Consider the following 12,198-nt stretch of genomic DNA (forward strand, 5'->3'; position numbering starts at 1 on the left):
GCCGGTCGGGCGCCGCGCCGCAGGGGGCGTGGTCCACGCGCGGCCGGCCCCCTGCCGACTCCTTCGCGGGGATGATCGCCGGACCTGTTCACGGCATGCGCAGTGCTCCGGCCCTTGAGGGGGGCGGCCCCGCGTCAGCCGTTCTTCGCCCTCTCCGACGCGGCGGCCACTCTGCGGCACCACCGGATCACGAGCAGCAGCAGGCCGACCAGGGTGAGCACCCAGAGGGCGGAGAAGGCCCAGATCTGGGCCGGGGAGGAAGTGACCACGGCGCGCACGAAGAACACCGCGCAGACCAGGCCCAATGCGGCGGTGCACGCGCCGAGCCAGTGCCGCCGGGGCCAGTCCCTGGCCGAGGACCAGGGCCGCAGCCCGCGGTGCAGGGTGCGCAACCGGCGGTCCAGGAGCTGCTCGGTGCGCAGCTCCTGCTCGATGCCGTTGAGAATCTCCAGCTCCCGCCGGGAAAGCTCAGGGCCGTCCATGGCAACGCCCCCGTCCTCCAGATTTGTGCCCATTGTCCCTCGTGTGGCGATTCCGCGCGTCCCCGGCCGCGTAGGCGGTCGGTCGGGGGTGGTCAGGGCCGGCGGGCCGGTGTCCGGGGCGGCGTGATGCGTATGGGCTCCTCGGCCGGAGCGTTCTCGATGTCGTCGAGCTGCGCGATCACCGTGCGGCGCAGGTCCTCGTAGTCCGCGAAGGAGTGGTCGTTGAAGAGGGTGTGGCCGGTCCACATCAGGTTGGCGCACACCCTGGCCGGGACCCGGCCGGTCCGGGCGCCCATGCCGACGAGGGCCACCGACCGGACGCTGCCTGGCGCCAGCTCGTTCTGCCGGTGGACCGCCTGGAACGCGGCCGCGCAGGCCAGGGCCACATTGAGGGTCTCGCTCACGTCCTGCGACGACGTCTCCATGGTCGGCGTCGAGATCAGGTACTTCGGATTGACCGCCCCGGAGGGCACGCACACCGCGCTGCCCACCGGCAGGCTGCCCCCGAACCCGTCACGGATGGCCCGCTGCACGCGCAACTGGATGCCCGCCCCCAGGTGCCGCTTCACGGCCGCGTCGACCCCGCCGTCCATCCGGCCCCGGGAATTGGTCGGACTGACCCACGCGTCGACCACCTCGTCGAGGATCGACCCCGAACGGATCTCCACCCCCGGTGTGCCGGCGAAGGCCGCGCGCCATGCCTCCACCACTTCGGCGTTGAGGTCGGTCAATACCACCCTGAGCGACGACTGCGCCAGGTCCACGGCCATGGTCCACTCCCATCGAGATACGGCTTCTCCACTGCTCACGACGTTAGCGCCCCCCACTGACAACGCCCGTTGAGGAAGCCTCCCGTGACGTACCGTCACGATGGCGGCCACTGTCAGGGGCCGCTGTTAGCCTGCCGCCAGATTCCAGCGGACCGGCCCCGGCGGCCGACGCCGGTACCGGCGCGGGTCCGCCGGCGGCGCGAGCCGGCCGGTCCGCGACCGCGCCGCCCCTCCCCAGCAGGCTTCTCTCATCCGGAGTGACTTCACCATGCGCGACGACAACGTCCCGGCCGAACCCGACACCAACGACCCACTGGCCCTCGCCGGCCTGTTCGAAGGCGGCGGCGAACCGTGGCTCCCGCTCCTGAAGCCGGTCATCGAGGCGCAGCCCGACGCGGCCGGGTTCATCGGACCGGGCCGTGACCCGCAGGTCGTTCCCGTCCGCGAACTCACCTTCCAGGCGCTCAAGCCCCAGCCGCCGCACAAGTGGAAGGTGGTGATCTTCGGACAGAACCCGTACCCGCGGCCGGAGAGCGCCACCGGCATAGCCATGTTCGACAACACCTTCCACGACTGGAAGGACAGCCAGTTCGGCCGGGTCGTCAGCATCCGCTGCATCATCAAGGCGGCGGCGATGTGGAAGTACGGCATCCAGAAGAAGACCCCCATCGCCGACGTCCGCGCACTGCTCCGGGAACGCGACACCGTCCAGCCCCCGGAGTGGTTCCAGGCCATGCTCACGCAGGGCGTGCTGCTCCTGAACGCCGCGCTCACCGCCAGCGCCGACGGGGCGACGGGCACCGACCGCCACACCGCCTTCTGGCGCCCGGTCGCCGAGCGGGTCGTCGAGGAGATCCTCCGGGCCAAACAGAACGCCGACGAGGAGGACCGCGGCGTCGTCTTCGCGTGGTGGGGAGCCCATGCCCGCAGCCTGAAGAAGGCCGTCCTGCGTCTCCAGGAGAAGTACCCGGAGGTCGAGGTCCGGCACATCGACCACCCCAACCCGGCGGCCCAGGGCGACATCTTCTGCGAAGGCGACCATTTCGCCATGGTGAACGAGGCACTCGCGTCGGTCGGCGCGGTCCCGGTCGACTGGCTGCCGAGCAAGGGGTGGAACGAGGCCGCGGCCGAGTCCGGCGGGACGGACGGCGACGGCGGCGTCGCCGCGCGCATGGGCGCCTTCATCGCGTCCACGATGGAGCTGCACCAGCTCTACCTGGACCGGCTCGCGGGGGTCAAGGACGAGGGACTCGTCCTCCCCGCCATCACCGGAGTCTTCGACACCCCGCTCATGGACTTCCAGCAGGCCGTCGCCCCGGTCGCCGGGCTGCTGTCCTCCCTCGACCGGCACGTCGGGCTGTCCCGCGAGTTCGGCAGGCGACGGGCGCGGACGTCGGCCGGCGGCCTGTCCGCCGACGCGATCGCCGCCCTCCACCTCTACACCTGCGAGTCGGCCTTCTACCGGGAGATCAACGCCGTCCTGCGCACGCCGGACCGGTCCAGGGTCGTCCCGTACCTCCCCTACCTGCGTCTGCTGTTCTCGGCGGTGTCGCAGCTTCCCGTCCGCACGGAACCGCTGTGGCGCGGGGTGTCGCTGGACCTCCGCACGCAGTACCCGCTCGGCCGCACCGTGACCTGGTGGGGCGTGTCCTCCTGCACGCCCGAGCTGGGTGTGGCCAAGGCCTTCCTCGGCAGCCGCGGCAAGCGGACGCTCTTCGAGGTGGTCCCCCTCCGGGCGGTGGGCATCAGCGAGTTCTCCGCGTTCACGGCCGAGGAGGAGTTCATCCTCTCGCCGGGTACGCAGCTCAAGGTGACGGACGTCAGGACCGAACGCGGCGGCCTGTGCACCGTACGGCTGACCGAGCTGGCCGAGCAGACCCTCGTGTCCTGAGCGGGCGGGGGCGGAGCGGGCGGGGGCGGCCGGCACCACCGTGAGTACCCGCGAGGTGGCCCTCAGCGACACGGCCGCGCGCATCATGGCACGGGCCGGAGCGGACCCGCAGGGGGAGCAGCCGGTACCGGCCATGTCCGCGGAACCGGTCCGGCCCGCCCGCGACGGGTCCGGCAGGCCCTCCGAGGCCCCGGGCCCGGAGCGGGGGGAGGCGTGCCCGCACGGGTGTCTGCGGGGCCCCGGCGGAATCCCCCGGCGGGTTCCCGCGGCGCGGCCGGGGGCTGTGGGTTGGCTGTGAAGCGACGTCGTTGATGGACATGGGTGCGGCAGCTGTGCCGACAAGTTCTATATTCGTACGAACCATCCATGCGCGGCCCTGCTGCGGTGATCAGGGGGGATACGACAGCGATGGCCGAGACCGACCTCGCTCCGCACTCCGGCGCGGAGCCCCGCAATGCCCGTAGGGAACGCAAGGAACGCCGCAAGGCCCAGAACCGCAAGCGCCTGGGGATCGGCGCCGCCGTGGTCGCCCTGGGCGGCGGCGCGGCCGCGTACGCCTTCACCCTGGGCGGCTCGGCGGGCTCCACCGGTCGCGACGCGAACTTCGCGGCCCCGGCCCCCTCGAACGGGGCGAAGGGGCCGGAGGGGCCCTGGGACGGCAAGGTGAAGGTGCTGGGGGACGGCTCCACCTCCAACACCGGGCCCCAGCCGGGACAGCTCAAGCCCGAGAAGCTGAAGCCGGGCGAGAAGCCGCCGCAGTTCGTGGTGTTCTCCTGGGACGGAGCGCTGGAGGGCGACGACCACCTCTTCTCGCACTTCCGTCAGGTGGCCAAGGACAGCAACGCCCACATGACCTTCTTCCTCACGGGCATCTACCTGCTGCCGGACGCCAAGAAGATGCTCTACAAGCCGCCGCAGCACGCCCAGGGCGCCTCCGCGATCTCGTACCCGACCGTCCCGCACGTGAAGACCACGCTGGAGCAGCTGCGCGGTGCCTGGGCCGACGGAGACGAGATCGGCTCGCACTTCAACGGGCACTTCTGCGGTCCCAAGGGCGGCGGGGACTGGAGCGTCGACGAGTGGAAGAGCGAGATCGACCAGCAGTACTCCTTCATGAAGAACTGGAAGACCAACACCGGGTTCGCCAAGGAGGCGCCCCTGCCCTTCGACCCGGACCGGGAGATGGTCGGCGGCCGGGCACCCTGCCTGGAGGGCCAGAAGAACCTGCTGACCGCGATCAAGCCGTACGGCTGGCGCTACGACGCGAGCTCGTCCGGGGACTTCCAGATGTGGCCGTCCAAGCAGCAGGACATATGGAACTTTCCGCTCCAGCTCGTCCCCTTGCAGGGCAAGGAGGCGCAGGTCCTCTCCATGGACTTCAACTTCCTCTACAACCAGTCCGGTGACAGCACCCAGGGGGACCCGACGAAGTTCACGGCCTGGCAGACGCAGACCCGGATGTCGTACCTCAACGGCTTCAACCGGGTCTACAACGGCAGCCGGGCGCCCATGTTCATCGGCAACCACTTCGAGGACTGGAACGGTGGCATCTACATGAAGGCCATCGAGGACGTCATGAGGGACGTCTGCCCGCGCAAGGAGGTCCGCTGCGTGTCCTTCCGTGAACTGGCGGACTGGCTCGACGTCCAGGACCCGAAGGTCCTGGCCCAGCTGCGGATGCTCGACCCGGCGCAGGCGCCGGACTGGAAGAAGCTGATCAAGTAGCGGGGCGGGTCACGGGAGGGCGGCGCGCGGTGCGCCGCCCTCCCGGCTACTTCACGGCCTTGGCGTAGTCGGCCCACAGCCGCACCGCGCGCTCACTGCCGGGGGTGCCCGGTGCGTCACCGCCCAGCCCGGTGAGCGGAAGCGGAATCAGGTCGGTCAGCGACATCCGGTAGACCACGACGGCCGTGGACTCCTGCCCGGTGCTGGCCACGAACCAGCCCGCCGTGTTCGCGGCCGTCGTGCCCGTCTTGCCGGCGGCGCCGGGGCGGGCCTTGCCCGCCGTCTTCGCCGACCCCTCGGTGACGGCGTCCCGCAGGGCCTCCGTCACCGTGCGCGCCGTCTTGGCGGACATCGCCCGGACCGGCTTCGGGGCGACGAGCGGCACCGCGGCGCCGTTGCGGCTGACCGAGCGCACCGAGTACGGGTCGGTGTGCATTCCGTCCGCGGCGAAGGTCTCGTAGGCGCCGGCCATGCGGATCGCGCTCGGCGTCGAGTTCTCCCCGAGGGCGAAGGCGGGGATCCGCGGGCCCAGGCTCGACGCGAGCAGCCCCGAACGCTCCGCGAACGCCTCCGCCCGGTCGAGGCCGACGTCGAGGCCGAGCTGCAGCATGGGGGTGTTGACCGAGTCGGCCACGGCCTGGCGCAGGGTCACCTGGCCCCAGTTGCGGCCCCCGTCGTTGCGCCCCTTGACCACCTTGCCGCTGCGGTCCCAGTAGGGGCCCTCGGGCGTCTGCACGGTGACCTGGTCGTTGCCGTCGTAGGTGGCGGTGGGGGAGAGGGGCGTACGGGCCTTGCCGCGCGTGCGCAGCACCCCCTCTTCGAGTCCGGCGGCGTACACGAGGGGGGTGAAGGCCGAGCCGGCCGGGATCGTGGTCGCGTTCGACTCGTTGAAGCCCTGCTTGAGGTAGTCGGGGCCCCCGTACACGGCGAGCAGGCGCCCGTCGGGGGCGACGCTCGCCGCGCCGATCTTCGCGTGCTTGTCGGTGTCGGGCCGCTTCTCCGCGTCGAAGCCCTTCTCGGCGTTCTGCACGGCGGCGGTCAGTGCCGCCATCCGGGACTGGTCGAAGGTGGTGTAGACCTGGTAGCCGCCGAGGTCGAAGTCGGAGTCCTTGATGTGGCCGGACTTGACCGCGTACTGCTTGGCCAGCTCCACCAGGTAGCCGGTCTGTGCGCCGGGGGTGCCGGAGAGGGAGGTGCCCGAGGGCTCGGGGAAGGTCTTGTACGTGGCGCGCTCGGCGGCCGATATCTGCCCGGTCTCGACCATCCGGTCCAGGATCCAGCTCCACCGTTCGACGGCCCGCGCCCGGTTCTCCTTGCCGAGGGTCGGGTCGAACAGGCCGGCGCCCTTGAGGAGCGAGGCGAGGAAGGCGCCCTCGCTGGCGTTGAGCTGCGAGACGTCCTTGCCGTAGTAGGCCTGGGAGGCGCGTTGGATGCCGTAGGTGCCGCGGCCGAACCAGCTGGTGTTGAGGTAGTCCTGGAGGATCCGCTTCTTGGACTTCTGGTTGTCCAGCTTCACCGCGAGCAGGAGCTCGGTGAACTTCCTTGAGAGGGTGCGCTCCTGGCTGAGGTAGGCGTTCTTCACGTACTGCTGCGTGATGGTCGACCCGCCCTGGGTCTCGCCCCCGGTCACGGCGGCGCGCACGGCGCGCAGGACGCCGGAGGGGGAGACTCCGGGGTCCGAGTAGAAGCTGGCGTTCTCGGCGGCGAGGACGGCTCCCTGGACTTTCGGGGGCACCTTGTCGAGCGGCATCTCCTGCCGGCTGACCCAGCCCGTCCTGGCCATCGTGGAGCCGTCGGCCCAGTAGTAGATGTTGTCCTGCTGCTTGGCGAAGGAGTTGAGGTCGTCGGGTATGTCCGTCGTCGCGTACGCGCAGGCGACGAAGCCCACCATGCCTATGAAGGCGTACAGGCACGCGCCGAGCCACTGGCGCCACGAGGGAGCCCAGCGGCGCCAGCCGGTGCGGCCGGGTCTCGGGTAGGCGGGGCGCAGGCGCCGCACCCACGGGCGCGCCGCGGCGACGGCCCGGGTGGCGGCCGAGGTGGCGGCCCCGAGGAGGGCCGGGGGGAGGGTGATGCGCCGGCGGGCCGTCGCGCGGGGCTTGCGACGGGAACCGGAACTTCCGCGACGGCCCGAGGGGGCGCCACCGCCGTTGTCCGGAACCACCCTTGTGTCCCGTGATCGCCCTCTTCCGGCCCTTTCCTGCCTGCCCACTGCGCATGCCCTTTCTGCTGCTCTTGCCCCACACCCTAGAGGCACTTGCTGTGGGGTCGCCCAGCGACCGAACGTGTCCGCTTCCTTACGGGTGAGTAGGGAAACGTGCCGTCGGTCCGGCCGCACAAACGGAACGGAGCGAAGGTGTCGTGAAGTTGTGCGAAGATTCCGTGCCTCGGTTCGAGTGGACCGGGTGACAAGGGGAAAATAGTGATACCAAAGAGGTTCAAGGTCGCCGCCGGCGCGGCCCTGACCGTGGGCGCGGTGACCGCAGGTCTGCTCGCTTCCTCTGCGAGTGCGGAATCCGGCCCCAAAGCAGCCGACCGCAAGACGGTCGACACCTTCGGGCGCCTTGCGGGCGACGTACTGTCGCAGCGCTCCGATGCCCTGGTCGAGGACCAGGGAGGGCATCGCAATTCGGGCCGTAACGCCACGAAGGGCCGCATGTCGGCCCAGTTGGCGAAGGACGAGGCCTCCGCGCTCTCGTCCCTGAAGTCCCGCAGGACCCGGCTCGCGGACCTCGGTGAGGCCTACACGAAGGCCGACACCAAGGTGACGGTGGAGAAGGCCACGGTCACCGGCGGGAAGGCCACCGTCGAGGTCACCGAGCAGACCACGCTCACGTACAAGAAGCTGCGCGGGGACGAGCCGGCGACGACCGACTTCCGGACCCGGTACGAGCTCAAGCTCACCAGCAAGAAGGGCGGTGCCTGGGAGCTGAACTCGATCAAGTCCCAGGAGAACGGCCCGGTCGCGGTGAACGAGCCGGTGGCGGCCAAGGCGAACGTGGTCAAGGACGACGGCAACCAGTACCCGGACGGCACGCCCGCGTCCACCAAGTACCCGGCGCCGGCGAAGCCCAAGGCCAAGACCGGCGGTGCCTACGACTACGCGGCCATGGCGAAGTACGCCGAGAAGTACTGGAGCAACTACAACCCGGCGTACCGGAAGTTCTCCGGCGCGGGTGGTGACTGCACCAACTTCATCAGCCAGGCGCTGAAGGCGGGTGGCTGGAAGGCCGTTCCGGGCTCCACCTCGGACTACCGCAACTGGTGGTACGACGGAGCCAGGCAGTCCGACTCCTGGGTCGGTGCGAACGAGTGGGCCTGGTTCACGCTGTCCAACCAGCGGGCGGCCAACCTGGCCAACGTGTACCAGACGGACGTCGGTGACATCGTGCAGGTGGACTTCAACAAGGACGGGTCCAAGGACCACTCCATGATGGTGACCTACCGCAGCAGCGCGGGCATGCCGTACGTCACCTACCACTCCACGAACACCTACCGGAAGTCGCTCGCGAGCCTCATCGCGTCCTACCCGGACGCGGTGTACTACGCGTACCGCACCTGACCGGTGCCCCTCGGCTCCTCCCGTCGCGGAACCCCGTCGCGGAACCCCGTGGCGGGAGGAGCCGGTTCACGGCGTCTCCAGTTCCCGGACGAGCCGCCGCACGATGTCGGTGGACGAGATCACGACCCGGTCCTCCAGCTCCCGCGCGGCGGGGACGACCGACGCCGCCGAGGCGAGCAGCACGGGAGCCTTGCGCAGGGTCCCCCACAGGCGCGTCGCCAGCGCGGCCGCGACGGCGCCGGCCCACCCGGCCGGGCCCGGCCCGTCGTCGACGACGGACACCAGGCTGCCGGGGCCCACGAACCCCGTGACCGGCTCCAGGTCGAACGGGAACAGCCGCGAGGGCACGAAGAGCTGGACGGTCACGCCCGTGGCCGCCAGGGCGCGCGCGGCCCGGACCGAGCGGGCGACGGTCCCGCCCGTGCAGAACACCGTCACCTCCGCGGCGACGCCCGACGGGCCCCCCGCCCCGGCGCCCACCACCAGGCGCATCCACCGGGACCCGCCGAACGGCCCGGTCACCTCGACGCCGGGTTCCGCCCGGGGGGTGAGCGGGTAGCGGCCGTAGAGCGACCTCGGTTCGAAGAACACGCTCGGTCGGCCGAGCCCGATCGCCGCGGCGAGCTGCTCGCCGGGATCGTGCACCGGGCTCAGCTCGAAGAGGTGCAGGTCGGGGACGCCGAGGAAATGGCGCTGCGGCGACCGGCCGTGCGCCGCGCCGTCGCCCTGCCCGGACCCCACCAGGCACCGCACGACCAGGTGGATCGGCAGCGTCCTGCCGTACATCGACACCAGCCTGCTCGACATGGTGAGGATCTGGTCGAACGACTGGGCCACGGAGCCGCCGGACGGGATCTCTACGATCGCCTTCTCACCGGTCAGGGCCAGCCCGTTGGCGACGCCGAGGACCGCCGCCCCGCCGACCGGCGTACCGAACACCCGGGACGGGTAGGCCTTCGCCAGGCCGGCGGTGATCTTGAACGTGCCCCCCTGGGGATCGGCCACGTCGCCGCCCAGGACGAAGACGGAGTCGTCCTCGGCCATCACCCGGTGGAGGGCGTCGTTCAGCAGGCGGCCGAGCCGCGCACGGGGGGTCATCCGCAGTACTCCCACCCCGACGGCTCCAGCGCGAGCACCTCGTCGACGACCCGGTCCATCCGTTCGCGCTGGCGCCGCTCCGCCGCCGCGAACGCCGCGTCGCCCGGTACGTCGTACACCGTGTACCAGTCGGCCGCGGTGCGGAACTCCACGACCAGGGGCCGCCCGGAGCGCACCCGCTCCACGGGTTCCGCGAGCCGTGCGCGGACGGCGCCGACGTCGCAGCCCCCGATCAGCAGGTGGTCGACGCCGAAGGCCGCGGCGCGCGCTGCGACGGACCCGGCCGGTGCGGCGGCGGGGGCCGCCCGGCCGGCACCGTCGTGCTCGACGACCAGCAGCAGCGGCAGGCTCCAGAGGGCCGCGATCTCCAGGGTCTCGTACACCACGCCCTCGCCCCACGCGCCGTCGCCGACGAAGCACACGCTCAGCCCGCCGGTGCCGCGCTGCTTGCGGCCGAGCGCGGCCCCCGCGGCGACCGGCACACCCGAGCCCCGCACTCCGGCGGACATGAATCCGGGCCGGTAGAGGTGGTGGGATCCGCCGACGCCGCGGCAGACGCCCTCGTCCTTGCCGAGGATCTCGGCCAGCAGGCCGTGCGGGTCGTCGTGGCGGGCGAGGTACCGGCCGTGTCCGTGGTGGTCGCTGAACACGTCGGCGTCGGGCACGAGATCGAGCAGGGCGACCGGAACGTACTCGCGGCCGGGGCGCGGGCGCGTCGTCCCGGGCCGCCGGCCGGCGGCGGACAGCTCCGGCAGGCGCTCCTCGAAGACCCGGATGGCCAGCATCCGTTCCACGTCCCGCAGGTCCGGACCGCTTGCGGCGGGTTCCATCTGCTGAGGTCTCCTTGTCCGGTGCGCGGAGGTTCGTGCCAGTCCCTTCCGGGCGAGGGGGGTTCGAGATCCCGCATCGTGGAAGAACGCTTCGCTGATGCGGTCACGGGACCGAAGGGCGGTGTGCCGGAAGGGGGTGCGGGACGGAGCGGCGGGTCAGGGCGCCGGCGTACCCGAGGTCCTGGGCCATCAGGGCCAGCCGGCAGCTGATGTCCGTGCGGTGGACCCGCGGGGCACGGTCGGCGGCGGGCGGAACGCCCCCGGACCGGCCGGCCTCCGCCAGGACGTCCAGCGCCCGCGCGAGGTCCAGCCCGAGGCGCTCCGCCGTCGCGAACGCCTCGCCCAGGGCGATCAGCAAGGAACCGGCGAGCAGTTCGTCGACCTGCCTGAACCGGCCGCCGGCCCCGGTCGGGCCCAGCCGGAAGACCCGGTCGGTGAACACGGCCAGCAGCGGGCGCGCGGATTCGACGGCGGCGGCCGAGCCGCCGGCGAACACGATCGGGGTGCCGTCGGGGGCCCGTGGGGTGGTCCCGGTCACCGGGGCGTCGACCGGCGCCAGCGCGCGTTCACGGCAGGCCTCGGCCCAGTCGGTCGTCCACCCGTCGGAGAGGGGCGAGCACTCGACGGCCGGTGTTCCGGGCCGCGCGCCGGCCAGGGCGCCGTCCGCGCCGAGCCACACCGAGCGGCTCGCCGCGTCGCCGCTCACCGCGGAGAGCACCGCGCGGGCACCCTGCGCGGCCTCGCGCGGGGTGGAGCAGAGCGTGGTGCCCGCCCCGGACTGCCCTTCGAGCAGGTCGGGCGTCCGGTGGTGGAGCCGTATGAGGAACCCCGAGAGGCGCAGACGCGGGACGATCCGGGAGACCATCGGGCCGGCTCCCAGGACGGCGACGGTGTCTCCCGGGGCGAGGGGTCCCGGGAGCGGGGACGGCGGGACGACGGCTGTCTCGATCTCCAACGGGCTTCCTCTTCGATCGGGTTCGTGTCCGCGGCCCGCGGCCCGCGGGCCGCTCGGGGTGTCCGGGGCGTCCGGGCCCGGGCCGGTGGCGTGCCCGGCGGACCTCGCCGGACACGGGGCTAGATGTAGCCCTCGCGCAGTGCGTAGGCCACGGCGTGGGCGCGGTTGCGCAGTTGGAACCGGGTCGTCACGGTGTGCAGGATGTTCTTGACCGTCCGCTCCGAGTACGCGAGCTCGACCGCTATCTCCGCGGTGTCCATGCCGTCGGCCACCAGCCGCAGGACGTCGACCTCCCGCGGCACCATGCCCAGGGCGACGGAGGCGGCGCCCTGCCCGCCGGCCTTGCCTTCCTGGAGCCGCCCCATGTGGCCGATCAGCTGGGCCAGCAGGTCGGGCGGCAGTTCGCAGCCGCCCCGTTCGGCAGCGAGGACGGCCTGGCGCAGCCGTGCCCCCGTGGCCTCGCGGCGCCACAGGATCGTGGTCACACCGCACGCGACGACGTCCAGCAGTTCGGCCTCCCGGATCCGGTCCAGGACCAGCACCACCCCGACCTTCTCGGCCCGCACCAGCCGGGACAGCCTCGACAGGACCGTCTCGTCGAAGGCGTCGGCGATCAGCAGGGCGACGTCGGCACCGTCCTGCCGGGTGTCGTCCACGAGCGCGATCTCCGGGTACTGGCGCAGGTGGCTCATCGCTCCGGCCCGGGTGATCGGGTCCGGGGCGTGAATGGCGACCGCCACCCGGCGGGAGGTACGGACGTCGTCGACGAACTGCAGCACGGTGAAGAACTCCTTTTCCCACGACCGGCTCCCACCCTTTCCCATCGGGCGGGGCGCGGCCATCGTGGTCGACCACGAGATCGGGACCACGACCACGAGGAAGGCG

10 protein-coding genes are annotated in these 12,198 nt (G+C 71.9%); 3 read left to right on the plus strand and 7 right to left on the minus strand.

All coding sequences use genetic code 11. The features are described 5' to 3' along the window. Positions 1-134: 134 nt before the first annotated feature. The gene (locus OG295_RS33670) at positions 135-482 is read right to left on the minus strand and encodes a hypothetical protein (protein ID WP_371680413.1); all 348 of its coding nucleotides are present in this window, start codon (positions 480-482) and stop codon (positions 135-137) included. A gap of 92 nt (positions 483-574) precedes the next feature. Beyond that, positions 575-1,252, minus strand: a complete 678-nt coding sequence (locus OG295_RS33675) for a macro domain-containing protein (protein WP_371680414.1) — start codon at positions 1,250-1,252, stop codon at positions 575-577. Positions 1,253-1,520: 268 nt separating this feature from the next. Here OG295_RS33675 and OG295_RS33680 point away from each other — a divergent pair, with 268 nt between their 5' ends. After that, positions 1,521-3,143 carry an ADP-ribosyltransferase domain-containing protein gene (locus OG295_RS33680; protein ID WP_371680415.1) on the plus strand — a complete coding sequence of 541 codons (1,623 nt, stop codon included), beginning with the start codon at positions 1,521-1,523 and terminating at the stop codon, positions 3,141-3,143. Between the two features lie 408 nt (positions 3,144-3,551). After that, positions 3,552-4,868, plus strand: a complete 1,317-nt coding sequence (locus OG295_RS33685; protein WP_371680417.1) for a hypothetical protein — start codon at positions 3,552-3,554, stop codon at positions 4,866-4,868. Positions 4,869-4,914: 46 nt separating this feature from the next. Here the strand turns inward: OG295_RS33685 and OG295_RS33690 are convergent, their stop codons facing one another. Further along, on the minus strand, positions 4,915-6,759 hold the full coding sequence (locus tag OG295_RS33690) for a transglycosylase domain-containing protein (RefSeq protein WP_371681383.1): 1,845 nt from the start codon (positions 6,757-6,759) through the stop codon (positions 4,915-4,917). Between the two features lie 531 nt (positions 6,760-7,290). On the opposite strand from OG295_RS33690, the gene OG295_RS33695 reads away from it, so the two are divergent. Next, positions 7,291-8,430, plus strand: a complete 1,140-nt coding sequence (locus tag OG295_RS33695) for an amidase domain-containing protein (protein ID WP_371680418.1) — start codon at positions 7,291-7,293, stop codon at positions 8,428-8,430. Between the two features lie 66 nt (positions 8,431-8,496). On the opposite strand, the gene OG295_RS33700 is transcribed toward OG295_RS33695, so the two are convergent. From OG295_RS33700 to OG295_RS33715, 4 genes are all read right to left on the minus strand, one after another. Next, positions 8,497-9,528, minus strand: coding sequence for a transketolase C-terminal domain-containing protein (locus OG295_RS33700; protein ID WP_371680419.1), 1,032 nt, complete (start codon positions 9,526-9,528; stop codon positions 8,497-8,499). Beyond that, complete coding sequence (locus tag OG295_RS33705) at positions 9,525-10,358, minus strand: thiamine pyrophosphate-dependent enzyme (protein WP_371680421.1); 834 nt, start codon at positions 10,356-10,358, stop codon at positions 9,525-9,527. The genes OG295_RS33700 and OG295_RS33705 overlap by 4 nt, the downstream gene beginning before the upstream one ends. Positions 10,359-10,461: 103 nt before the next feature. After that, positions 10,462-11,313, minus strand: a complete 852-nt coding sequence (locus tag OG295_RS33710) for an NAD(P)-dependent oxidoreductase (protein WP_371680422.1) — start codon at positions 11,311-11,313, stop codon at positions 10,462-10,464. Between the two features lie 119 nt (positions 11,314-11,432). Continuing rightward, complete coding sequence (locus OG295_RS33715; RefSeq protein ID WP_371680423.1) at positions 11,433-12,092, minus strand: LuxR C-terminal-related transcriptional regulator; 660 nt, start codon at positions 12,090-12,092, stop codon at positions 11,433-11,435. Between the last annotated feature and the right edge of the window lie 106 nt (positions 12,093-12,198).

The sequence above is a fragment of the Streptomyces sp. NBC_01276 genome, assembly GCF_041435355.1.
Taxonomy (GTDB): domain Bacteria; phylum Actinomycetota; class Actinomycetes; order Streptomycetales; family Streptomycetaceae; genus Streptomyces.